Below are 21,956 nucleotides of genomic sequence, written 5' to 3'. Positions count from 1 at the left end.
ACCGCTTGCGATCAAGACCACCATCCAAGATCAACTTAAGCTACGTGGCATTGGGCTGGAACGACCATTGCCACTCACGACAGTCGCCAGACCGGGCATCCAGTCGCGAAACAGGCATTCCGTCGCCGGAAAGCGTCCCTTGTGGACACTCAGGGCACAGTCGGCTCCCGTCGGCCAGTCCAGAACCCGGCGGGTGAGGCGTACACGGTCACCCAAGGGCCCGAGGGAACGTTCTCCCACGTCGGCGCCTACAACGAATACGCCTGGGATTTCGCTCTTCCGGCCAACTACGAGGTTTCCGCCGCACAGGGCGGCCAGATCCTCGTCTCGGACTGGTCGCCGTATCGGCAGAACGGCATCGAGGTGATCATCCGGCACTCCAACGGCACTTGCACGCACTACGCGCACCTGAACCGGGCCATCTACAACGCGGGCACCTGTGTCCCGCAGGGCCGGGTCATCGGCTGGTCCGGCCGCACCGGGGCGGCCACCGACCATCACCTGCACTACCAAGTCATCAACTGCTCCACCCGCGTCGGCATCTCGTCCACCCTCCAGGGCGGCATCCCGCGGACCGGTTCCCGGCCGGTCAGTGTCAACACCAGGGCCTGAGTCCGGCGGGTGGCTCGTCAGCCCGTTGCCCTCGTAGCGGACGATGGCGAGGTTCGCGTCGTGGGTGTCGGCATAGCCGAGGCCTGGCAACGTCTCCGCGTGAAATCTCTTCGCGGTCTCGGTGTCCACGCCGGAGATCCGGAACGACACCACGGCGCCGGTCGCGCGGGGCTCGGGCGCCGAAGCCGCTGCCCCCTGGGCTCGTCACGCCGGGGAAAACTACCTCACGATCAGCGGCGGCGAACTTGAGCCCATAACGACAACTTCACTCGAAAGTGGGCACGGCGCCCGTGATTCCCCGCATTTCATCGGTATTTCATCGGCGCTCATTAGCGTTCGTCGAGGAAATTCGACAGTGGGGAGAAACCGATGAGAAGAGCCGGAGCACGTCTGCTCGCGACCGCCGTCCTGTCCGTCGTCACCCTGGCCGGAGCCATCGCCGGATCGGGGGCGGCGCAGGCGGCGCCCGCGCGGCCCGATGGCCCGTGCGGACCCGTCATGTTCGTCGTGCCGGGATATCAGGACGGCGGGGCACAGAAACTCCTGGACCGGGCGTTCGCGCCCGGCGGCGCCGACCCGGTGCGCATTCCGTATCCGAACGGCGCCGGGGACGTGAATCTGTACGCCGACGTCGACGCGGGTGTCGCCAATCTCCGCACGGCGCTGTACAACCTCTACGTCACTTATGGCTGCGACCTCGAAACGAAGGTCTACATCGTCGGGTTCAGTCTCGGCGCGCTCGTCGCGGGCACGGTGCTGGAGACCGAACCGCCCGGACGGAACATCCAGGGTGTGCTGTTCGCGGACGGGCGGCGGCAGCCCGTCGAGTCGAACTGGCCGGGTGACCCCGGCGGGCTGATCGGGCACCTGCCCGTTCCCGGCCCCGGCGGCGCCGGTTTCCGGCCGGTGGATTCGTTCCGGTACCCGACGCTCAGCCTGTGCAACGGGCCGAGGGCGGCCGGTGGCGCGGATCTGATCTGCTTCGGCGGTACCAATCTGGACAGCTATTTCAGCTCGCACCCGTATTACAGCTTCGAGGTGGGCAACGAGCTGAACATCCACGGCGAAGGCCCGTACCCGAACAACCTGCGCAACCGCGTCATCCCGTAACCGGCTTCGCGGCCTCCCCGGCGTTTCGCGTTCCACGCCGGGGAGGTTGCGCGGCGAACCGAGGTCGTGCCCCCGAGGACACGACGGTTCGAATCTTCGGGCAACTCTGTGCCGTACCGGCTTTTCGAAGCAACCCCATTCCGCTTCCGGCGTCTTCCGGACAAAGCTTCACCAAGGAATGCGAGAGGGGCGCTGAAATGAAATTCACCGCGAAGAAGACCATCTAAACGGCCATTGTGGGCGGGGCGGTCGCCGCTACCGCACTCCTTTCCGCGTGCGGCGGGAACAATGTCGCGGGAAATGGTTCTCCGGTGAAGAACGCGGCCGTCGAACAGGCGCAGGCGGGCGGTGGCCAGGGGGCGGCCGCCGGTGGTTCCGGCGCCGAGTCGTCGGGCGGCGACGTCAACTGCAGCAAGCACGGTGGCCAGGTCGGCGCGCCGGGGCGGCCGAAGATGGATCTGATCGCGGTGGCCGCGACCGACGGCACCACGCCGGGCTGCACCGAGGCGTACAACGTGATCACCGAGTACTACGAGAAGCTGCCGCAGGCGGAAGGCCCCGGCGAGCGGGTACTCGACGTGCGGGGCAAGTGGACCTGCGCCCGTCTGACGGAATCCGGGACCGAGGTGGTCTGCGGCGTGCCGAACAGCTCCCTGCAGCTGGAGACCAGGCCCTCGGGCGCCGCTTCCAGCTGATGACCGACGGCAAGACGTACCGGCTTCCGCTGGGGTCGGGTGCGGAGGTGTTCAGCGCGGCCACCCTGTGCCCTGGCGAATCGGTCACCATCGACGACGAGGGCTACGGCACCCAGCCGTGCGGCAAGAAGCAGCTGATCCAGCAGGTGCGCGAAGGCAACCCGGTACTCGCGCAGCTCACCGTGAACGGTGAAGACCAGATCACCACGGTCAAGAAGATCTACCGCCCCTGATACCGGAAGACGAAAACCGGCGGCCGGGAATCCCCCGGCCGCCGGTTTTCTGCGTTCACCGCTCCAAACGCGCGAGCACTTCGGCCGCGGCGCGATGCCCGGAACGGACGGCTCCGTCCATGTAGCCGTTCCAGATGTCGGAGGTCTCCGCGCCCGCCCAATGGATCCGCCCGACCGGTTCGGCCAGCGCGGCGCCGTACTGGGTCCACCCGCCCGCGCCGAGGCGGCCGCCGTAACAGCCGCGGGTGTACTCCTCCTCCATCCAGTTCTGTTCGACGTAATCGATCGGTTCCGCCGCTTCCGGCCCGAATTGCTTCACCAGCGTGGCCACCGCCGCCTCGCGGCGTTCCCGGGGTGACAGGCGGGCGACCTCGCGGGCGTGGGCGCCCTCGAAGAAGCCGACGAGGACGCCGCAAGAGCCGTCCGGCGGCGAGTTGTCCAGGGTGACGCACAGCGGGTCGTCCAGGTTGAACGCGAACCCGTTGAGCCCGGCGTCGCGCCAGAACGGCGCCGGATAGGCCACCTGCACCTTGATCACGCTGCCCATCGGGATCTGCTGGGTCAGCCCGTCGCGCGCCGCCGGGAGCGCCGGCTCGTAGTGCAGCCGTCCCGCCAGCGTGGGCGGGATCGCCACGATCACCCGCTGGGCGGCGATCTGCCCGCCGTCGTGGCGCGCCTCGACCCCGTCCGCGTGGTGGGCGATGCCGCGGACCGGTGCGCCGAGCGTGACGACGTCGCCCAGCCGATCGGCGAGCCGCTCGGAGATCAGGTGGGTTCCGCCCACGACGCGCAATTCCTGCGCACCGCCGGTGGTTCCGACGAGGATGTCCAGCGAGCCCGCGGACTTGACGTAGAACAGGAAGTGCAGCAACGACATCTCCGCCGGTTCCGCGGAGAACACCGCGGGGACGACGGCTCCCCAGAACGCGAGGGCCTCGACGTCGTCCGTGGCGGCGCGAAGCCATTCGTCCAGGGTTTTGCGGTCCAGTTCCGCGGCTTCGAGTGACGTCCACGGCGAGGAGAGCGACACCGTCTCGGCCAAAGCCTCGAGTTCGAACTTCATCCGGCCGACTTCGAGCGCCGCCCGATCCGACAGCCCGAACGTTTCGTCCGCGTAGGTGGTGCGCCTGCCGTTGTAGACCGTCACCGCCGCCCCGTCGTCGTAAGTCGGGAACGTCTCGAGGCCGAGTTCGGCGACGAGTTTCAGGACCTCGGTCTGCGTCCGGCCGATCCACTGACCGCCCAGCTCGACCGCGACCCCGTTGACCAGCTCATGACCGAGGTTGCGGCCCGCCACCCGGTCCCTCGCCTCCAGCACGGCGACCGTGCGTCCCGCGCCGGTCAGCGCGCGAGCGGCGGTCAACCCCGCGAGGCCCGCTCCGATCACCACGACATCGACAGTGTGCACGGCAGGCTCCCCAAATTGTCGGTCGGTTGTCCGACTCAAAGTAGGACAGGCCTCCACCCGGCACAAGAGCCGATATGCGAAACTCGGACACGACCGACGAAGGAGAAGCCGGATGGCCTACGTGAAGGCGGCGGAACGCGAGGGGCAGATCGTCGCCGCGGCGATACGGGTGCTCAGCACCGTCGGCGTACCCGGGACCACTCTCCGCGCGGTGGCCGCCGAAGCGGGGATCTCACTGGGCACCCTGCACTACGTCTTCCCGAGCAAGGACCAGCTGTTGCGCGCGGTCATCGGCACGGTCGTCGACGACATCTCCGACGCGCTGCGCAGCGGCCTCGAACCGGACCGGGGCTTCGAGCACGCGCTCCGGACGGGCATCACGACGTTCTGGGACAAACTCGTCGAGGGTGACGCCGGATTGCAGATCATGCAGTACGAGCTCTCCAACTACTCGTTGCGGAGCGAGGCACCGGACCTCGCCCGATCCCAGTACGACGCCTACATCTCGCTAGTGACCAGGCTCTGTGAACAGGCCGCCATCGCCGCCGGGGAACGCTGCGCCGTCGGCTTCGACACGCTGGGACGGCTCGCGCTCGCCTCGGTCGACGGCCTGATCCTGCAGTACGTGGCCCACCCGGACCCGGTGCGCGCGCACGGGGATCTCGAACGGGCACTGGACATGATCGTGTTACTGGCGGATCCGCAGCCTGTCGCCGCGCGCGTCAAACATCCGCGCTAACATTCAGATGTCCTGAACATCTGGGATGACCATCTGAATGAAACCGGTGCGTATGCGAGTCCTCTTCGCCAGCCTTGCGTCGGTCGGCCACACCTATCCGCTGATCCCGCTCGCGATCGCCGCCAGGGAGGCCGGGCACGAGGTGCATTTCGCCGCCGGAGAGAACGTCCACCCGCCGCTGCTGAGGAACGGTCTCAGGCCTTTTCGCCCGGCGGACGCGTTCTACGAGATCTACGCCGAGGATCTCGAACCGGAACTGGCACGACTCCGGCCCGACCTCGTCGTGCACGAATGGGGACAGCCCGGGGTGGCCGTCGCCGCGGAGCGCGCCGGGATCCCCGGCCTCTGGCACGGGTTCGGCCGCATGTTCCCGGACGGAATCGGGCTCGAGCCGCCGACGCGGCCCGACCGCCCACATCTCGACATCTGCCCGCAGTCGTTGCAGGACAAGAACTTCCTCGCGACGGCCGAACGCGTCGCACTGCGACCCGTGCCCTGCTCCGAACCGGCGGTGCCCCCGTGGCGCGTCGAAAAGTCCGCTCGTCCGCTGATCTATCTGACGCTCGGCACCGCCTTCGGCACGCCGGAAGTGCTCACCACCGTGCTCCGGGGGCTGGCTCCGCTCGGCGCGCACGTGGTGGTCGCCTCGGGACGGGTCCGCCCGGAGGAACTCGGCGCCGTACCGGACAACGTGACGGTGCGGGCATGGATCCCGCAAGCCGAACTGCTGCCGCACGTCGACGTGGTCGTGCACCACGGCGGTAGCGGCACGACCCTCGGCGCGCTCTCGGTCGGCGTCCCGCAGCTGATCCTCCCGCAGGGAGCCGACCAGTTCGCCAACGCCGAAGCCCTGTGCGCGGCGGGTGCCGCGCTGAGTCTCCACCCCGGCGAACCGAGCGCGGAAGCCGTCGCCGAACACGTCGGGACCCTGCTGGGCCGGAACGCCCATCGCGACGCGGCCAGGGCGATCGCCGAGGAGATCGCCCGGATGCCCTCCCCCGGCGAGATCGCCCGTGCGCTGCCGGAATGGGCCTCCTGAGCGATCAGCTCAGAAGCCGAAGAGCTCCTGCGGCACTTCGTGCTCGTCCGGCCAGGTCAGCCAGGCGACGTCGGTCGGGCCGATGGCGCAGTTGGCCACCCGCCAGGACCGCGCGTCGTCGTCGACACTCGTTTCGCTCTTCTTCTTGAGCAGCGCGACGTAGACGTCGGACATGACGCCGTCGGCCCGCTTGTTCTCGTAGATGGTGCCGGCGTAGTACGACCGGCCGGCTTCGGTGCCGCGCATCGTCCCCTGCAGGAACACCCAGGGACCGAGCCGGTCGAGCTGTTCCACGGCCACCTGGACCCGGTCGCCGAATTCCTGGTCGAGCCGGGCGGTGGCGGCCTGGAGCACCGCTTCCCGGACCGGGTCGCCGGGGTTCAGCGACACCGGGACGGGTCGTGCGGACGGGGTGTACATCAAGCTACCTCCCACTGGCGGGCAGCGACGCGAGCGACCGCATCAGCTGGCCCGGTGATGCTACGGCGTTCTGTCGGATCAGGTCGGCGGGGTGAGGATCTTCACGAGGCCGCCACCGCCGCCCATGCTGATCTTCTGCGAACCGTCGGGGTTGACGTTGTTCGAGCCGATGAACTGGCCATCGCCCGCGTACAGCACGACGTGCCCGCCGTTGTTCGAGATCACCACGTCGCCGGGTTTCGCTTCGGAAAGCGGCACCGAACGCCAGCCGTCCGCTTCGAGGTTGGCCGTCAGGCCCGCGACCGAGGCACTGGCCTGCCCCTTGTCGATCAGGCCCGCCGCCTCGAGACAGCCGGAAACGAAGTTCGCGCAGTTGACGTTGTTGGGCACCCACGACTGCATGGCCGGCAGCTCGCCGCTGCCCTTGAGGTCGCCGGCGTTGCGGCCGAGGAACTGCTCGGCGATCTTCGCCGGGTTGTCGCCCCGCGCGTCGATCGGCTTGGCGGGCCTGCCGTCGCCCGGCACCCCGGCGGGGCCGCCGCCACCGCCGCCGCCTCCGCCACCACCGCCGCCGTCTCCCCCGCCGTAGCTGGGTGTGCTGCTCAGGTTGGAGTTGACGGGCTTCGCGTTGACGCTCGACGCCGTGGTCTGGCCGTCGTCGGCGGGGATGAGCTCGATGAAACCGCCTTCGATCTCCAGGCCGAGCGGCTTGAGGAGATCGTCGATCTGCTTCTCGGCGTCGTCCAGCGCTTTCTCGATCTCGTCCTTCTTGCCGTTCGAGTCTTTTTCGTTGAGCTGCCGGAGCCGCTCGATGTCCGTCGCGGCGGCGGCGATCTCGTTGTCGTCCTTCGAGCTGTTCTTCCGGCGGCGGGCCGCGTCGATCAGCTTGCGGTTGTCCGCGTCCTTGTCGTTGGCTTCCTGGGCGAGCTGTGCGACCTTCTTCTTGACCTCGTCGAGAATCTCGGACACCCGCTGGAGGATGTTCTTGGCGGCCTCGGCCTTGTCGCTCACCTTGTAGCTGGCCTTGCCGAGCTTTTCGAGGTGTTCGGCGACGGCGTCGGCGTCCTTGCCTTCCCAGTTACGCAGGACGTCGTCGCGGAAGACCTTGAGGTCGTCGCCGAGATCGTTCGCCCTCGTTGCCGCGCCGCCGACCTTCCTCGCCTGGTCGTTGACCGCGCTCGAATTGAGCTTCTGCGCCTGCTGGGCGTGTTTGTCGATGGCGTCCAACGACTTCGGGCGGTCGTGCGACGGGTCGTCGAGCGTGCTCGGATTCCGCTCCGCGGTGGTCATCGGTAAATCCCCCTGGTTCCCGTCTTCAGTCCGATCAGTCCCGCTCGCGGGCGCCGCCGCGGAGGGTGTCGACACCCGCGGCTTCGTCGTTCCGCATCCGCTGGGCGGCGTTGGCCAACGCGTTCGACGCGGCGTCGACGAGCTTCGCGGCGGCCGCCAGTTCGGCGTTCACGCCGCGGTGGAAACCCTTCATCGTGGTCCCCGTGCTGGCCGCGTTCTTCAGGTCGCCGAACGCGCCACCGGGATCGCCGTCGCCCAGGTCCTTGCCCGCGCCGCTGTAGCCGTCCTTGAGCCCGCCGACCTTCTTGGCCAACGCGGCGATCTGCTCTGGATCGAATCGGCGAGTCATGAATGATCCCTCCAGTCCGGCGCCTGCGCGCGTGCTTGCCTGACCCACACTGCTCTACCGCGCACCCTATGAGTTCACACCCACGCGTGCGCACCGTTTCCCGAAACGCGATGACGCCGTTCGTGTACACCGACGCACCCGGCCGCGCGTTGGTTCCCGGAAGATTTCACCGGCGTCCTCGGCGGCAAGATCTTACCCTCCCGGCGCCTGTGGACAGCGGGATACCGGACGGCCTGAGCTACTTTCCGTAGCCGGTTCTCACCCGGCCGGGTGGGGCTAGACCAAACCCAGTTCGCGGGCCCGGACGCCCGCCTGGAAACGGGACTCGGCACCCAGCGCCGCCATCAGCTCGGCCACCCGTCGCCGGTAGGTCCGCACACCGAGGCCGAGGCTCCGGGCGGCGGCTTCGTCCTTGACGCCGCTGCCGAGCAGGTCCAGCACCGCGGGCGCGAGCTGCCGGATCTCGGACACCTGCGCGTCGAAGGCGGCGAGGTCGGTCGCCGCTCGCCAGGTCGCCTCGAACAGCGAAATCACGCCCTGCACGGTTTCGGGCTGGGTGATGACGCTGTAGCCGCGCTGCCCGGCGACGCGGTCGCCTGCCAGGATGACGAGCCTGCCGTCCATCACGATCGTCTCGTTGACGTCCTCGGTCGAAATCCGGATCTGGGCTCCGAACCGGTCGCGGATCCTCGCGAGCTCCTGCGCGGTTCCCGGGTCGAGCAGCAGTCCGGCCCGGTAGATCTTGCGCACCCGGATCTCGCCGGCCCGGCGCTCGGCGGCCGCGGTGAGTTCGTCCGATCTGCGCTCGGCCACCCAGGTCGCGAGGTCGTTGGCGGCGCACGCCAGGTCGGTCACGGTCGAGAACAGGTGCCCGATCCGGCGGAACAGCTCCTCTTCGCCGCGCACGACGGTGACCGCATCGCCCGCCCTGGTGAGCCCGTCGCTCGTCCGCATGGCATCGATACTGCCCCACCCGCGACCGGGTGGCAGCTTGTTGCCATTTTCTGACTACGGACGGACCTGTCGCGACGCTGGTGGTCATGACGAACCTTCACGACAACGCCGCCGGTACCTGGCGGCTCGGCGACCTGACCGTCAACCGGCTCGGCCTCGGCGCGATGCGGTTGACCGGGATGCCGTGGGACGAAAAGCCCAAGAGCCGTGAGTCCGCGATCGCCGTCCTGCGCCGTGCGATCGAACTCGGCGTCGACCACATCGACACCGCTTCGTTCTACTTCACGCCCACGCGCTCGGCGAACGAGTTGATCAGCACGGCGCTCCAGCCCTATCCCGAGCACCTCGTGATCACCACGAAGGTCGGCGCGGGCCGCTCCCGCGACGGCGAATTCTCCTTCGCACGCCCGGATCAGCTCCGCGGTCAAGTCGAAGAGAACATCCGGCAGCTCGGTCTCGACCACCTCGACGTCGTCAATCTGCGCTGGGGCGCCGCGATGGGCAAGGAGCCCGGCTCGGTGGCCGAACACTTCGGCGCGCTGGCGGAGCTGCGCGAGGCCGGCTTGATCCGCCATCTGGGTGTCTCCAACGTCGTGGCGGACCAGCTGACGGAGGCCCTGTCGATCGCTCCGGTGGTCTGCGTGCAGAACCGCTACGGCCTGGCAGACCGGGAGGACGACGCACTCCTCGACCTGTGCGGCGAGCACGGCATCGCGTTCGTGCCCTTCTTCGCCGTCACCACTTCGCTTCCCGGCGCCTCCACGCCCGACGCCGTTCCGGGGCAGGCCGAGGTCGCGAAAGTCGCCGCGGCACACGACGCGACCCCGGCGCAGATCCGGCTCGCCTGGACGCTGCACCGCGGCGCGCACGTTCTCGCCATCCCCGGGACCGGTGACCCCAGGCATCTGGAGGAGAACGTCGCGGCGGGCGGCATCCGGTTGAGCGAGGAGGAACTGGCGCTGCTCGACGGTGTCGGCGGCGGCTCCGTCGGGAGCTAGCGCGGGTGGGCTTTCGCGGTCGTGGGTTGGGCGCAAGGCCGGTCCGTGAAGGCCTCCTTGCCTACCCTGAAGGTAGTGAAGGAGGCCTTCACGCGCAGGCAGAACCGGCGTGGGTACAAGGTGGTCGTTCCCGATGGGACGACACGCGTGATCCGACGGACGACACGCGAAACCCCCAAGACACGGACGTTAGAAGTCACGACCCGCCGCACTGGCGCCTCACCGGCGTATCCGGTGATCCACGGCGACCCAGTTCGTCTCCCAGGTCGTCCCGCCGTCGGCCGAGAACGCCTGCTCGAAACGCGCCTCGTCCGGGCCTTGCCGGAAGACGAGGAAGCGCACCTTGATCGGACGGCCGCCGAGCTGGTCGTCGCCGTGGAACTCGCCGACACCGTCGCGGAACCCGCCGTGGACCGAGGGGGTGAGCAGACCCGGGGCGACGCCGCGCCGAACCCGGCGATGAGCTGCGCCGAGTCGATCGGGTAGCGATCTCGCGTGCTCAGGGGCGGAACTCGCGTGCTCAGAGGCGGAACTCCGTGATCGGGGTTCGAGCACGCGAGTTCGGGGTTCGAGCACGCGAGTTCGGGGTTCAAGCACGCACTCCGGACCGGCGGGCGGCGGTCGCCGTCGCGAGGGTCTGGAGCACCTCCTGGGTGGCGGCGATGTCGATGCAGGCGTCCGTGATGGACTGACCGTAGGTGAGTGGCCGGTCGGGGTGGAGGTCCTGTCGGCCCGCCTTGAGGTTGGATTCGAGCATGACGCCCACGATGCCGCGCTGACCGTTCTTGATCTGTTCGGCGATCTGGTCGGCGACGATGGCCTGCCGCAGATGGTCCTTGCGGCTGTTGTCGTGACTGGCGTCGATCACCACGCGCCGGGGCAGTCCCGCGTTCTGCAGGGTGGTGAGCGCCGCGCGGACGGACGCCGGGTTGTGGTTGGGCGCGCTGTTTCCGCCGCGCAGGACGAGATGACAGTCCGGATTGCCGACCGTGTGCAGGATCGCGGGCAGGCCACTGGGGTCGACGCCGGGGACGACGTGGCGCGCTTCGGCGGCACGGATGGCGTCGACGGCGACGGTGACATCGCCGTCGCGGCGGTTCTTGAAGCCGACCGGCATGGACAGCCCGCTGGCCAGCATGCGGTGGTTCTGGCTTTCCACCGTGCGGGCGCCGATCGCGCCCCACGAGACGGTGTCGGCGAGGTACGCCGGGATGGTGGTGTCCAGCCATTCGCACGCGGCGGGCAGACCGCCCTCGGCGAGTTCGAGGAGCAGATCCCTGGCGATGCGCAGACCGCGGTTGACATCGCCGGTGCCGTCGAGGTGCGGGTCGTTGATGAGCCCTTTCCAGCCGCCGACCGTACGGGGCTTTTCGAAGTACACGCGCATGACGACCAGGAGATCGTCGGCGAACCGGCCGGCGAGGGCGGCGAGTCGGTCGGCGTATTCGAGTGCCGCCGCGGGATCGTGGATGGAGCAGGGCCCGGCGATCACGAGCAGCCGGTCGTCCGTGCCGTCGAGGACGCGCAGGACGTTTTCCCTGCCCTGCCGCACCGTGTCGGCCGCGTTGGCGCCGAGCGGCAGCTCGTGGTGCAGCAGGGCGGGCGTGACCAGCGGGACCATCCGGTCGATGCGCTGGTTGTCGAGTTCGACCGTGGCGAGGGTTGTCATCACAGATGTCCAGGGTTTCTGCCGGCACCGGGTGGAGGAAAGCCGGGATTTCCGGCCCGGACGGCGGTCTCGGGTGAACGAAGAAGCAAGCCCGGCATTATTCGCGCGAGAAATCTTCCATCCCGGAATCTTCCACCATTCGCCACGCGGAACAATGGTCCAACCCGAATTCAGCGACCGGTCCAGATCGGATCCCGTTTCTCGGCGAAGGCACGGGCTCCTTCGCTCGCGTCCACACTGGTCCGTCGCCGTTCTTCCCAGTGATACGAGGTTTTGAACGCTTCTTCGAGCGGAAGGTCGAGCGAGCGCAGCGCGGCCTCCTTGATCGCGCGGACCGAAAGCGGGGCGGCGCGCACCAGGCTTTCGGTCCATTCGGCGACACATCGGTCCAATTCGGCGAACGGCACGACTTCGTTGACCAGCCCATGGTGAAGGGCCATAGCCGCGTCTATTCTGCGCCCGGTCAGCAGATAGCCCATCGCCACCTTCAGCGGCAGCTGCCGCGGCAACCGGAAAACGCCACCCGCCCCGGCGATCAGGCCGAGCCGGACCTCCGGCAACGCGAAGACCGCCTCGTCGGAGGCGATGACGATGTCGCACGCGAGCGCCAGTTCGAAGCCACCGCCCAGTGCGTAGCCGTGCACCCGGCCGACCACCGGTTTGGACAGGGTGAACCGGTCGGTCAGCCGGGGATGCCCCGGCTGACCGCTGCTGCCGAACGTCGAAGCCTCGACGCCTTCCTCGGTCAGCCGCGCGCGTTCCTTGAGGTCCTGCCCGACCGAGAACGCGCGATCTCCCGCACCGGTCAGGACCACCACCCGGACGTCTTCGTCGGCTTCGACGTCGTCCCAGATGCCGGCGAGTTCCGCGTGCATCCGCCGGTCCATCGCGTTCAGCACTTCGGGCCGGTTCAGCGTCACGTACGCGACGTGGTCCTTCTTTTCGTACCGCACCGGGCTTTCGCTCATCGCGAGCCCACCGCGAATCCGCCCACCTTGCCGATCACGTCCGCGCCGTAGATGCGCAAAGCCTGCTGCAGCGCGAATTCCGCGATGTACCGGCGAAATTCCTCAGGTGGTTCCTCGGCAAGGTTCAGCATGCGCCGGTTGGCGGCCACGGCCTCCCCGTCGAGCCGGGCCAGCGCGCCGTCGATCGCCGCGTCCATTTCCTCCGGCGCGACGACCTCGTCGACGATCGACCGGGCGTCCGGCTCGTCCGCCCGGAGCTTGCGGCCACTGAGGATCACCTGCCGGGCCACGCGAGGCCCGGCGATGCGGGAAAGCCGGAAGTTGGACACCCCGGGGATGATCCCCTCCTTCGCCGCCGGAAGGCTGAGGTACGCGTCGGACGCCGCCAGCACGTGGTCGAAGACCAGCAGCAGCTGGGTCCCGCCGCCGATGGCGAAGGAATCGACGGCCGCCATCCAGGGCTTGCCGGTGAACCTGGAGTGCCAGGAACCGTCCGTCAGCAGACCGCGGAAGATCTTCTGGATGTAGCCCGTTTCCCGCCGCAGGAGGAAATCGACGAGCGGGATCTCGCCTGCGCTGAGCTTCTTGAGGTTGATCCCCGCGCAGAACACCCGGCGCCCCAGGTAACGGGGATGGCTCATCACCCCGCCCCGCAACAGTCCTGCCCGGACGGACGGATCGAGCAGCGTCAGATCGACCGCCGTCTCCATGTCGTCGACCTGCTGGGCGTCCTCGGCGTTCAGGCAGTCGTCGCGGCACAGGGTCAGGTGCGCGACGCCGTCACGGCGTTCCAGCCGGACGGCCTCCATCTCCACGACACCGGTCTTTAGGAATTCCGGGAGCAGCCGCTGCGCCCTGGCGGTGGGCCGGAGCATGGCGTCGAGCAGATGCGGGCCTGCCTCCGGCGCGCGCAGGATCCCGCGCAGGAAGATGCCCTGGTCGATCTCGCGTCCTTCCTTCTCCGCCTGCGGACGCGAACGCTCGGCCGCCATCTGCTGCTCCGAGGGCACCAGACCGGGAAAGGCGAGCGCGGCGGCCCGGACGAGTTCGTCGATGCGCAGGTACCGCGTCCGGCCGTCGGTGAGTTCGGCGTAGATCTCTTCGGCGTGCGCCGCGACGAAGGCCGTGCGCGCCGCCCGGATCTCGTCGTCGACCCGATGGGCCTCCCCCGCCAGGGCCCGGAGATCGAGCCCTGGCGCGCTGTCCGTCGTCACGACTTGGCTTCCCGCCGCAGGGCGCGATCCGCCGCGGCCAGGTGGGAACCGAGTGCCTCCTCGAAGGTGGTCGAGCCCGCTTCGAAGATCAGCTGGCGCCGGATCGCCGCCTCGGCGCCGTCCGGGCTGCCCTCCAAAGAGGACAGTGTCGCGGCTGGTTCGCCGGACACCTCGTCGATCAGGTTGAGGGCGAGTGCCCGGTCCGTCCCGATCGGGGTGCCGAGCAGCACGGCCCGCCGGATGCCCGCCGCGCCCGCCTGCTTGGTGAGCCGGTACACGGTCATCCCCGGCCAGGTGCCGCCACCCGCCCAGGCGAGCCGCAACGTGGTGCCCGGCTCGGCGATCCGGACGTCGGCGGCGAGCAGGAGATCCAGTGCCATACCGGCGCATTCGCCCGACGCCACCACGGCCGTGAGCCTGCCGAGGCGTTCGAAGCGGCGCACCGCCCGCTCCCATTTGGACACCAAGCCGACCTCGAGTCCCTTCGCCCAATCAGCGGGCGGGGCGCCCGTGACGTGGACGGTCACCGGTCCCGGTTCACGCTGGTCCTCGGCACGGTCGCAGAGCGCGGCGATCTCCTCGACGGCCGCGGCGGACAGCGGACGGGAGCCGTCGAAACGCAGCACCAGGTCGCCCTTGTTTTCGTTACGCGTCACCATTGAATAAGCGCCATTTCGATTGTGGAGCCAGGCCCCATGGTCATGAGCACGCCGTAGTCCCCCGGGCGGGCGACGTCTTCGTCGGCGAGCCGCTCGTAGGAGAAGAGGAAGGAGCCGCTGGAGAGGTTCCCGTAGTCGCGGAGCACACCGGTGGTGTGGCGGACGTCGTACCGGCTCAGGCCGAGGTTGACGACGACCGCGTCGATCACCTTCTTCCCACCGGAATGCACCAGCCAGTGGCCGATGTCGCTGCGGCGCAGACCCGTCCCGGACAGGAGCCGGTCGATGACGATTTCGGCGTGCGCCCCGACCACGTAGGGAATCTGCGGGTCGAGGAAGAAACTGAACCGGTCCTGGTCACGGTCCCAGTCGTAGCGCATCGCGTCGACCGCGTCGGTGATGATGTAGCTGGCGAATTTCAGGACGCGCGGACCCGGCACGCGCCCGTCGCCGGAAACGAGCGCGAGCGCCGCGGATCCGTCGCCGAAAAGACTGTTGACCACCGCGGTCCGCATCGTGCCGTCCAGGGCGTAGGCCGCGGAGCACGCCTCGCTGCACAGGACGACGCCGAGTTCGCCAGGGTGCGCCGCGGACCAGCCCGCGACCACGTTGAGCGCGTTGAGACCGGCGTTGCAGCCCATGCCCACGATGTCCGACCGGCTGCAGTGCGGGTCGATGCCCAGCTCGCGGATGATCAGCGCGCTGAGGCCGGGGGTCAGGAATCCGGTCGAGGTGACACAGCAGAGGTGACGCAGGTCCGAAAGCGTCGCTCCCGCCGACTTCAGGCAGGCTTCGAGGGCGCGGCAACCCATGTCGACGGCGATCTTCTTGTGCTTGTCGAGCAGATCGCCCTGCGGCTCGGCCGCGCGTGCGCCGCCGGGCTCCTCCGGTGGCAGGGTGAGGAAACGCCGCTCGATGGCGCTGTTCAGGAAGACCGAGCGGATCTTGGGGTCTTCGATGCCGAGGATCTCGAGAAGTTCGGCCTGCGAGTAGGACGCCGAGGAGACCGCGGTCCCCACGCCGGCGAACCGGGTGATCTCGGTGAGTCCGGTGAGGACGGAAAGGTCCTCGGCCGGTTCGATGATGGCAGTCATCGGTACATCCACCCCCATGTTCTGAGCTTGCTCCGAAGCAGCTGCTTGACCTGCGCAGCGGGCATTGGTCTCACCTTTCGCGGATCTCAGTGGACATTTCCGAAATTAGGCTTCGCCGATCTCGATGGTCAACGCGTCCAAGCCCCTTTCGCGCCGGAAACCGTTACCGGCTCACGATTCGGGACCGGGGAATCGTGTCGCGAAAGCCACTTTCGGGACACGCGGCGGGCGACTGTCTCAAGTAGACCGGACGCGCAGTATTTCGGGCGACCTGTCCGTGAAGGCTCCTTGCCTACCTTCAGGGTAGGGAAGGAGGCCTTCACTACGCCGCCGACGCCAAGCACTCACGGACGCCGGTAGATCGTCATGGAGTGGCCCACCCTCTCGACCGGCGTGCTGCCGGCGATCAACGCCGCCAGATCACCGGTGGCGCCGCCGCTCTGGCCGCCTCCACCGGTGCCGCCCCCGCCCATGGGGTCGTCGAAGGCGCCCAGGATCGCGGAATCCGACACGGCGAGCACCCCGTGCACCTGGTCCGCGGGGACCGTGAGCGGGTCGGCGGAGTCGATGCCGTAGTGGGACGGCAATCCGCTCCCCTGGTAGACGAGCCAGGTGCGCTCACCCGCGTAGTCCTTCTTCAGGCGGTCCGCCAGGCGGCCCAGGTCCTGCCCCCAGTCGACGTTCGAATCCAGCAGGTACCGATGGGTGTTCTCCGGGCCGCCGAACGCCTCGTTGGAGTACGGGAGGTAGTACGGGAACGTCATCAGCGAACTGACCGCGGCGAAGGCCACCACGAGCACCGCCGCCGCCTTCACCCACCGTCTCCGGACGACGACGACCGCGGCCGCCGCGACGGCCAGGAACATCGGCGCGAAGGCCAGGTACCGCACGCCGTTGTCGCGGACGATGACCATGGCCGTGGCCATCAGCAGGGCCGTCGGGAGGAGCACGTACGGCGCGGCCGGGCGCAGCCGCCGGACCGACAGCAACACGGCGGCGCCCGCCAGCCAGATCGCCAGCGCGCCCAGCGGCGTCTTCACCAGCAACGCGGCGGGCCCGTAGTACCAGAGCGATCCCGTGTAGTGCCTGCCGAACAGGAAGTTGTGCCACACGTGGTCTTCGAGTTCGAACTGGAACCGCATGCCGTCCCGCAACGGCTGCGGGAACGGCAACCAGTCGACGAGGGTGCGCATTCCGTGCAGCGGTTGCATTCCCTCCGGCGTCTCCCAGCGCAGCCGCGGATCCACGACGAGGTAGGAGGCCCACACGACGGCGATCGCGATCAGCGCCATCCCGGCGGCCGCCAGCAGGCCGCGCCCGATCAGCAGCGCCGGGGTCTTCAGGTCGAGTCCGCGGGCACGGCGGGCGTGCCAGACGGACAGCACGGCCAGCGGGATCAGCACCGGAACCGCCACCAGGGAAAGCACTTTCGTGGCCGTGGCCGCGCCGAGGGCGAGCCCGGCGAGCGGGAGGTAGCGGCCTGGGCGGCGCCGGGCGCGCCACACCAGCCACACCGACGTCAGCAGGAAACCGGCCACCGGCACGTCGAGCGTCGCCAGCGATCCGTGCGCGATGACGTCGGGTGAGAACGTGAACAGAGTGAGCGCCAGCAGCCCGCCGGCGCGGCCGGCCAGATCGGACGCGAACGCGAAGACGACCAGTCCGAACAGCAACGTCAGCAGGATCACCGGCAGCCGCGCGAACAGCATCAGCCGTTCCGGGTCGTTGCCCGCCTCGTAGACGACGTGCTTGCCGAGTTCCCACTCGTGGCCGGTGAAGCCGGGGGCGACCTTCGGATCGGTGAGGGCCACCCCGGTCGCGATGATGAGCTTGCCCATCGGTGGATGCTCGGGGTTGTACCGCAGGCTGTGCTCTTCGAGGTAGACCACCGCGGTGCCGACGTAGACCGGCTCGTCGATGGTCGGGGACTGTTCCACGGCGGTCGTGATCATCGCGAACGCCATCTGGCCGAGCAGGGCGATCACCGCGGCGGCCAGCAACCAGCGCTGGTGGCGTCGCGCCCAGGCGATGAACGGTGCTTTCCGGTCCGGAGTGTCCATTGACGGCTGAAGGCCATCGGGCGTCAAGTTCGGCGTCCTTCCCCCGGCGGACCGGTGCGCCCGGACCGCCCTGGATATCGATTACCCGGTCGGGCGCCCGCGCCTTCGAGGGCCATCACGGTCGGCGCCGCCGTTTCGGCGGCACCGAGTCGGGTCCGTGATGGCCCTCGTCGGCTGGGCGCTGAATGGAAGAGAAAGTCAGACGGAGAGCGGAAGAACGGACAGCCGCCGTTCGATTTCCAGGCTGGCGTTGTAGTCGGGGAGCATTCCCTGCCCCTCCGCCTCGGCGAGCGTGAGGGCCGCCGTGTCCCGTTCGGACAGGATCGGCACGACGTCGGTGTCGATCGGCAGGCCGAGCGCGGGGTCCAGGGGCGAGAGGGCGAGTTCGTTCTCCGCCACGTAGGGCGAGGAGATCATGTACGACATCACGGTGTCGTCTTCGAGCGCCACGAAGGCGTGGCCGACACCGACCGGGAAGTACATCGTCCGGAAGTTCTCCTGGTCCATCAGGACCGCGTCCCATTTGCCGAACGTCGGCGAGCCGACCCGGATGTCGACCACGATGTCCAAGGCCTTGCCGCGGGGGCAGTACACGTATTTCGCGGTGCCCGGCGGGGTCACGGTGTAGTGGATACCCCGCACCACACCGCGTTTCGACCTGCTGTGGTTCGTCTGCGCCACCGGGAAGAGCGGGCCGCCGTGGGCCTCGATGAACGCCTCTTCCTGGTATGGCGAAACGAACAGGCCCCGGTCGTCGGGGAAGACCCGCGGGGTGAACTCGAGCGCGCCTTCGACGGCGAGTTTGCGTGCTTGCACGGTTTTGCTCCTGTGGTCAGAGGGTGGACAGCACTTCGCGGACCGCGTGGATGACCTTGTCCTGGAGGTCGGGCGAGAGCGCGGGGTACATCGGCAGCGAGAAGATCTCGCCCGCCAGCTTCTCGGTGACCGGGAGCGAACCCTTCTCGTAACCGAGGTGGGCGAACCCGGTCATGGTGTGCACCGGCCACGGGTAGCTGATGTTCAGGTGGATGTCGTACGCCTTGAGGCGTTCGAGGATCTCGTCGCGCCGCGGGTGCCGCACGACGTACACGTAGTAGACGTGCTCGTTGCCGGGGACGGTCTTCGGCAGCTTCAGCTCGGTGTCGCCGAGGGCGTCGACATAGCGCTGGGCGACGGCCCGGCGGCCCGCCGTGTAGGCGTCGAGCCGCTTGAGCTTGCGCCGCAGGATCTCGGCCTGGACCTCGTCCAACCGGCTGTTGTGGGCAGGCGTCTCGACCGTGTAGTAGCGCTCCTCCATGCCGTAGTACCGCAGCCGGCGCAGCTTCGCGGCCACGGTCTCGTCGGACGTGAGGGTCGCGCCGCCGTCGCCGTACGCGCCGAGCACCTTGGTGGGGTAGAAGGAGAACGCGGCCGCGTCGCCGGTCGTGCCCGCGATCGTGCCGTTCTGCCGCGCGCCGTGCGCCTGCGCGCAATCCTCCAAAAGGGACAGTCCGTGCTTCGCGGCGAGTGCCTTCAGCGGCGCCATGTCCACGCACTGGCCGTACAGGTGCACGGGCAGCAGGCATTTGGTGCGTTCGGTGATCGCGGCCCCGACCTGGCCGGTGTCCATCAGGAAGTCGTCCTCGCGGACGTCGACGAAGACGGGGGTCGCGCCCGTGCCGTCGATCGCGACGACGGTCGGCGCGGCGGTGTTCGACACCGTGATCACCTCGTCGCCCGGACCGACGCCCAGCGCCTGGAGGCCGAGCTTGATCGCGTTCGTCCCGTTGTCGAGACCGACACAGTGCCCGACACCGTGGTACGCGGCGAATTCCGTTTCGAACCCGCGCAGGCTCGCGCCGAGCACGAGCTGCCCCGAGTTGAAGACCGTCTCGACCGCGTCCAGCAGATCGGCCCGTTCGGTCTCGTATTCGGCGAGGTAGTCCCATACGCGCGTGGTCATGTGCGAGCCTTTCCGTGAACTGGGGTGGTCAGCGCGGCGACGGTGCGACGCACTCCTTCGGGCAGTGAGATCTCCGGACGCCAGCCGGTGACCGCCCGGAACGGCGTGGAATCGATGGTGACGCTGCGAAGATCCGTCGACGGCGCGTGCGACGGAGGCTCGACACAGAGCACGTCCACCGGACCTCGCCCGGTGTGCTCGGCCATTTCCTTCGCCACGAGCCGGAAGACGTCGGCCAGCTGGTCTCCCCGGCCGGCGCCGAGCAGCCAGTGGCCGCCGACGAGTGCCTCCGGGGCGGCCAGTGCCGCGGTGAACGCGGCCGCGATGTCCTCGACGTGGACCAGGTCGCGGCGCACGGTGCCGTCGCCCCAGATGGTGAGGTCCTGCCCGTCGAGCGCGCGCCGCGCCATGGCTGACACGACACCGCGGTCCTGGTTCGCTCCCTCGGTCATCGTCTCGCCGAACACCGTGGGCAGCCGCAGGCTGATCCCGCGCACGCGGCCGTCGGCCGTGGCCTTCTTGAGGACCTGTTCCGCCGCCAGCTTCTGCTGGTCGTACGGGGTCCCCGGCTCGTCGGTCTCGCTCCCGTCGATCGGCTCGCGGGGCGGGACACCGACCTGCGACGCGGCACCGCCGTAGACCACGAGCGGCTTTCCGCCGACCACGTCGACGAGATCCCGCATCACGCCCAGGTTCACGCGTTCGGCCTCTTCGGTCTCGGCGACCCGCCAGCCGCCGTCCGCGAGGAGCAGGTACACGATCGCGTCCGAACCCGCGATGGCTTCGGCCAGCGCGGCGCGGTCGGTGAGATCGGCGGCGACGACGGTCGTCTCGGCCTGGCCTTCGGGCGGCGTGAGCCGCCTGCGCGACACCGCTCGCAACCGGATCGGTTGCCGCGCCAGCGCGCGCGTGACGGCCGAGCCGACGAAGCCCGACGCCCCGAGGACGGTGATCTGCTTCATTTCATGCCTCTCGTTGCGGCTGTGCTGACGCGGCGTTGATACAGGCGAGGAGGGTGCGGGCTTCGACGTTGACGTAGTGCCCGTGCCGGGTGAGCGCGGTGAGCTGGCCGGGGGTGACCCAGGCGTAGCCGGGTGGGGCCTCGACGGTGTCGTCCGCCTCGATCGCGAGATACCGGGCCCGGACGTTGAGGAAGCGGCCGCCCTCTTCGGAATGCATGGCCTCGTAACGGATCCGCCATCGCGGCGCGTTCAGCACGAAGTCCAGGAAGGGCGGACGGCTCTCCGCGGGCAGATGCGCGTAGTTCCGGGGCGTGCACTGGACGGTCGGCGCCAGTTCGACGGTGTCCAGGAATCCGCCGTCGGCGCGGGCGTGGACCAGCACATGCGGCACGCCGTCGATCTCGCGGACGAGGAACGCGACCACACCCGTGCCGACGGATTCCAGCAGCGGCTGGGTCCAGCTGATCTTCTCGCGGTTGCTGCCTTTCACCGCGACCGCGAGGACCTTGAAGTACCGGCCGTCCTCGTGCTCGATCGCTTCGACACCCTGCTTCCAGCCGCAGACGTCCGTGAGCGGGATGCGCCGCGCGCGCACGTCGTGGCGCGAACGCTCGTTCGTGAACCAGGACAGGAGCTGGACGTCGGACAGCAGCGCGCCGGGAGTCTCGTCGTGGTACGGCAGACAGGACAAGACGCTCCTGGCGTTCATGTTGATCGTCTCGTCTTCGTGCATCAGCTCCGCGATCTGGCCGAGGGTGAGCCAGCAGAAATCGTCCCACATGGGCACGTCGTCGACGGTCTCGACGATCATGTTGCGGTTGGACTTGCGGAAGAACCACGAGCCCTGCTCGGCCTGGAGGACGTCGACGATGATCCGTTCCGGGTCGGGCGGGGCGAAGTACTCGATCAGTTTGACGTTCGTGCCGCCGTGCGCCTTGGTGTAGTTGCTGCGGGTGGCCTGCACGGTCGGCGAGAGCTGCACCAGGTTCGGGTTCCCCGGCTCCATCTTGGCCTGCATGAGGAAATGCAGGACGCCGCCGAACTCCTTGGCCAGGATGCCGAGAATCCCCACCTCGGGCTGTTTGATGACCGGCTGCCGCCATTCGCGGTACGGGCCGTCGCCGTGGGGGCCGTCGGCCTCGACCACGTGCAGCCCCTCGATGGCGAAGAACCGTCCGCTGCTGTGCACGAGGTTCCCGGTCACGTCCTCGAACCGCCACTGGTCGAGCTCGGCGAACGGAATGCGTTCGACGTGGAAGATGTTGGCCTCACGGCGTTCGTCGATCCACAGGCGGACGTCCTTGGTCGGCATGTGGACGCCGTCGGTCGTCGCGGCCGACAACGCGATGCGGTCGGCGTGGTCGCGGCCGGCGCGAGGGCGCACCGTCACGGGTGCGAGAAGAGGCAGCATGGACCTCACCTTTCGTAGGCGGTCGTGGGGGGGGGGTTGGGGTGGGGAACCAACCCCCCCCCCCCCACCCCCGTCCCAAATGCCCAACCACCAGACCTCGGCCCCCCAACCACAGCCCGACAAGCCCCCC

At 68.8% G+C, this 21,956-nt stretch carries 23 protein-coding genes; 8 read left to right on the top strand and 15 right to left on the bottom strand.

The window, feature by feature from the left end; genetic code table 11:
• Positions 1 to 141 precede the first annotated feature (141 nt).
• The 4 genes from AC069H_RS38485 to AC069H_RS38470 all read left to right on the top strand — a co-directional run bounded on the left by AC069H_RS38485 (position 142) and on the right by AC069H_RS38470 (position 2,650).
• Positions 142 to 612, top strand: a complete 471-nt coding sequence (locus AC069H_RS38485; protein WP_478235591.1) for a M23 family metallopeptidase — start codon at positions 142 to 144, stop codon at positions 610 to 612.
• Positions 613 to 981: 369 nt separating this feature from the next.
• Entirely contained in the window at positions 982 to 1,722 is a 741-nt protein-coding gene (locus AC069H_RS38480; protein ID WP_478230731.1) for a hypothetical protein, read from the top strand.
• A 311-nt stretch (positions 1,723 to 2,033) separates the two neighbouring features.
• Complete coding sequence (locus AC069H_RS38475) at positions 2,034 to 2,417, top strand: hypothetical protein (RefSeq protein ID WP_478235590.1); 384 nt, start codon at positions 2,034 to 2,036, stop codon at positions 2,415 to 2,417.
• Positions 2,417 to 2,650: a hypothetical protein gene (locus AC069H_RS38470; RefSeq protein WP_478235589.1), complete on the top strand. Its 234-nt coding sequence runs from the start codon at positions 2,417 to 2,419 to the stop codon at positions 2,648 to 2,650. Before AC069H_RS38475 ends, AC069H_RS38470 begins: the two co-directional genes overlap by 1 nt.
• Positions 2,651 to 2,705: 55 nt before the next feature.
• On the opposite strand, the gene AC069H_RS38465 is transcribed toward AC069H_RS38470, so the two are convergent.
• The gene (locus AC069H_RS38465) at positions 2,706 to 4,058 is read right to left on the bottom strand and encodes a flavin monoamine oxidase family protein (protein ID WP_478235588.1); all 1,353 of its coding nucleotides are present in this window, start codon (positions 4,056 to 4,058) and stop codon (positions 2,706 to 2,708) included.
• 112 nt (positions 4,059 to 4,170) lie between these two features.
• Here AC069H_RS38465 and AC069H_RS38460 point away from each other — a divergent pair, with 112 nt between their 5' ends.
• The gene (locus AC069H_RS38460) at positions 4,171 to 4,797 is read left to right on the top strand and encodes a TetR/AcrR family transcriptional regulator (RefSeq protein ID WP_478235587.1); all 627 of its coding nucleotides are present in this window, start codon (positions 4,171 to 4,173) and stop codon (positions 4,795 to 4,797) included.
• A gap of 52 nt (positions 4,798 to 4,849) precedes the next feature.
• Positions 4,850 to 5,836, top strand: coding sequence for a glycosyltransferase (locus tag AC069H_RS38455; RefSeq protein WP_478235594.1), 987 nt, complete (start codon positions 4,850 to 4,852; stop codon positions 5,834 to 5,836).
• Positions 5,837 to 5,845: 9 nt separating this feature from the next.
• On the opposite strand, the gene AC069H_RS38450 is transcribed toward AC069H_RS38455, so the two are convergent.
• The 4 genes from AC069H_RS38450 to AC069H_RS38435 form a co-directional block, all read right to left on the bottom strand.
• Positions 5,846 to 6,256, bottom strand: a complete 411-nt coding sequence (locus AC069H_RS38450) for a hypothetical protein (protein ID WP_478235586.1) — start codon at positions 6,254 to 6,256, stop codon at positions 5,846 to 5,848.
• 78 nt (positions 6,257 to 6,334) lie between these two features.
• Entirely contained in the window at positions 6,335 to 7,546 is a 1,212-nt protein-coding gene (locus AC069H_RS38445; protein WP_478230726.1) for a WXG100 family type VII secretion target, read from the bottom strand.
• Positions 7,547 to 7,580: 34 nt separating this feature from the next.
• A complete protein-coding gene (locus AC069H_RS38440) occupies positions 7,581 to 7,895 on the bottom strand; it encodes a hypothetical protein (protein WP_034313468.1) in 315 nt (104 codons plus the stop codon).
• A gap of 276 nt (positions 7,896 to 8,171) precedes the next feature.
• A complete protein-coding gene (locus tag AC069H_RS38435) occupies positions 8,172 to 8,849 on the bottom strand; it encodes a DNA-binding response regulator (protein WP_478230725.1) in 678 nt (225 codons plus the stop codon).
• An 86-nt stretch (positions 8,850 to 8,935) separates the two neighbouring features.
• Between AC069H_RS38435 and AC069H_RS38430 the strand changes: the two genes are divergently transcribed.
• Positions 8,936 to 9,847: an oxidoreductase gene (locus AC069H_RS38430; RefSeq protein ID WP_478235585.1), complete on the top strand. Its 912-nt coding sequence runs from the start codon at positions 8,936 to 8,938 to the stop codon at positions 9,845 to 9,847.
• Positions 9,848 to 10,165: 318 nt separating this feature from the next.
• On the top strand, positions 10,166 to 10,333 hold the full coding sequence (locus AC069H_RS38425) for a hypothetical protein (RefSeq protein WP_478235584.1): 168 nt from the start codon (positions 10,166 to 10,168) through the stop codon (positions 10,331 to 10,333).
• A gap of 103 nt (positions 10,334 to 10,436) precedes the next feature.
• Here AC069H_RS38425 and AC069H_RS38420 read toward each other — a convergent pair whose 3' ends face one another.
• The 10 genes from AC069H_RS38420 to AC069H_RS38375 form a co-directional block, all read right to left on the bottom strand.
• Positions 10,437 to 11,516, bottom strand: coding sequence for a 3-deoxy-7-phosphoheptulonate synthase (locus tag AC069H_RS38420; RefSeq protein ID WP_478235583.1), 1,080 nt, complete (start codon positions 11,514 to 11,516; stop codon positions 10,437 to 10,439).
• A 170-nt stretch (positions 11,517 to 11,686) separates the two neighbouring features.
• Positions 11,687 to 12,484 carry an enoyl-CoA-hydratase DpgD gene (gene dpgD, locus AC069H_RS38415; protein WP_478235582.1) on the bottom strand — a complete coding sequence of 266 codons (798 nt, stop codon included), beginning with the start codon at positions 12,482 to 12,484 and terminating at the stop codon, positions 11,687 to 11,689.
• Entirely contained in the window at positions 12,481 to 13,698 is a 1,218-nt protein-coding gene (gene dpgC / locus AC069H_RS38410) for a (3,5-dihydroxyphenyl)acetyl-CoA 1,2-dioxygenase DpgC (protein WP_478235581.1), read from the bottom strand. The genes dpgD and dpgC overlap by 4 nt, the downstream gene beginning before the upstream one ends.
• Complete coding sequence (gene dpgB / locus AC069H_RS38405) at positions 13,695 to 14,357, bottom strand: enoyl-CoA-hydratase DpgB (protein ID WP_478230719.1); 663 nt, start codon at positions 14,355 to 14,357, stop codon at positions 13,695 to 13,697. The genes dpgC and dpgB overlap by 4 nt, the downstream gene beginning before the upstream one ends.
• Positions 14,351 to 15,451, bottom strand: a complete 1,101-nt coding sequence (gene dpgA / locus AC069H_RS38400) for a 3,5-dihydroxyphenylacetyl-CoA synthase DpgA (protein ID WP_478230718.1) — start codon at positions 15,449 to 15,451, stop codon at positions 14,351 to 14,353. The genes dpgB and dpgA overlap by 7 nt, the downstream gene beginning before the upstream one ends.
• Before the next feature lie 344 nt (positions 15,452 to 15,795).
• Complete coding sequence (locus AC069H_RS38395; protein ID WP_478235580.1) at positions 15,796 to 17,511, bottom strand: ArnT family glycosyltransferase; 1,716 nt, start codon at positions 17,509 to 17,511, stop codon at positions 15,796 to 15,798.
• 198 nt (positions 17,512 to 17,709) lie between these two features.
• Positions 17,710 to 18,327, bottom strand: coding sequence for a dTDP-4-dehydrorhamnose 3,5-epimerase family protein (locus AC069H_RS38390; protein ID WP_340684967.1), 618 nt, complete (start codon positions 18,325 to 18,327; stop codon positions 17,710 to 17,712).
• A gap of 16 nt (positions 18,328 to 18,343) precedes the next feature.
• Positions 18,344 to 19,453 carry a DegT/DnrJ/EryC1/StrS family aminotransferase gene (locus AC069H_RS38385; RefSeq protein WP_478235579.1) on the bottom strand — a complete coding sequence of 370 codons (1,110 nt, stop codon included), beginning with the start codon at positions 19,451 to 19,453 and terminating at the stop codon, positions 18,344 to 18,346.
• Complete coding sequence (locus AC069H_RS38380) at positions 19,450 to 20,415, bottom strand: NAD-dependent epimerase/dehydratase family protein (protein ID WP_478235578.1); 966 nt, start codon at positions 20,413 to 20,415, stop codon at positions 19,450 to 19,452. Before AC069H_RS38380 ends, AC069H_RS38385 begins: the two co-directional genes overlap by 4 nt.
• Before the next feature lies 1 nt (position 20,416).
• Positions 20,417 to 21,826 carry an NDP-hexose 2,3-dehydratase family protein gene (locus AC069H_RS38375; RefSeq protein ID WP_478235577.1) on the bottom strand — a complete coding sequence of 470 codons (1,410 nt, stop codon included), beginning with the start codon at positions 21,824 to 21,826 and terminating at the stop codon, positions 20,417 to 20,419.
• Between the last annotated feature and the right edge of the window lie 130 nt (positions 21,827 to 21,956).

It is taken from the genome of Amycolatopsis sp. NPDC043887 (genome assembly GCF_056435665.1).
This window is presented reverse-complemented; position numbering and strand designations above follow the sequence as displayed.

Excerpts from the sequence above, each read along its gene's own strand:
- AC069H_RS38480 (WP_478230731.1), top strand. The coding sequence starts at position 982 with ATGAGAAGAGCCGGAGCACGTCTGCTCGCGACCGCCGTCCTGTCCGTC.
- AC069H_RS38470 (WP_478235589.1), top strand. The coding sequence starts at position 2,417 with ATGACCGACGGCAAGACGTACCGGCTTCCGCTGGGGTCGGGTGCGGAG.
- AC069H_RS38460 (WP_478235587.1), top strand. The coding sequence starts at position 4,171 with ATGGCCTACGTGAAGGCGGCGGAACGCGAGGGGCAGATCGTCGCCGCG.
- AC069H_RS38455 (WP_478235594.1), top strand. The coding sequence starts at position 4,850 with ATGCGAGTCCTCTTCGCCAGCCTTGCGTCGGTCGGCCACACCTATCCG.
- AC069H_RS38450 (WP_478235586.1), bottom strand. The coding sequence starts at position 6,256 with ATGTACACCCCGTCCGCACGACCCGTCCCGGTGTCGCTGAACCCCGGC.
- AC069H_RS38445 (WP_478230726.1), bottom strand. The coding sequence starts at position 7,546 with ATGACCACCGCGGAGCGGAATCCGAGCACGCTCGACGACCCGTCGCAC.
- AC069H_RS38440 (WP_034313468.1), bottom strand. The coding sequence starts at position 7,895 with ATGACTCGCCGATTCGATCCAGAGCAGATCGCCGCGTTGGCCAAGAAG.
- AC069H_RS38435 (WP_478230725.1), bottom strand. The coding sequence starts at position 8,849 with ATGCGGACGAGCGACGGGCTCACCAGGGCGGGCGATGCGGTCACCGTC.
- AC069H_RS38430 (WP_478235585.1), top strand. The coding sequence starts at position 8,936 with ATGACGAACCTTCACGACAACGCCGCCGGTACCTGGCGGCTCGGCGAC.
- AC069H_RS38420 (WP_478235583.1), bottom strand. The coding sequence starts at position 11,516 with ATGACAACCCTCGCCACGGTCGAACTCGACAACCAGCGCATCGACCGG.
- dpgD (WP_478235582.1), bottom strand. The coding sequence starts at position 12,484 with ATGAGCGAAAGCCCGGTGCGGTACGAAAAGAAGGACCACGTCGCGTAC.
- dpgB (WP_478230719.1), bottom strand. The coding sequence starts at position 14,357 with ATGGTGACGCGTAACGAAAACAAGGGCGACCTGGTGCTGCGTTTCGAC.
- dpgA (WP_478230718.1), bottom strand. The coding sequence starts at position 15,451 with ATGACTGCCATCATCGAACCGGCCGAGGACCTTTCCGTCCTCACCGGA.
- AC069H_RS38395 (WP_478235580.1), bottom strand. The coding sequence starts at position 17,511 with ATGGACACTCCGGACCGGAAAGCACCGTTCATCGCCTGGGCGCGACGC.
- AC069H_RS38385 (WP_478235579.1), bottom strand. The coding sequence starts at position 19,453 with ATGACCACGCGCGTATGGGACTACCTCGCCGAATACGAGACCGAACGG.
- AC069H_RS38380 (WP_478235578.1), bottom strand. The coding sequence starts at position 20,415 with ATGAAGCAGATCACCGTCCTCGGGGCGTCGGGCTTCGTCGGCTCGGCC.
- AC069H_RS38375 (WP_478235577.1), bottom strand. The coding sequence starts at position 21,826 with ATGCTGCCTCTTCTCGCACCCGTGACGGTGCGCCCTCGCGCCGGCCGC.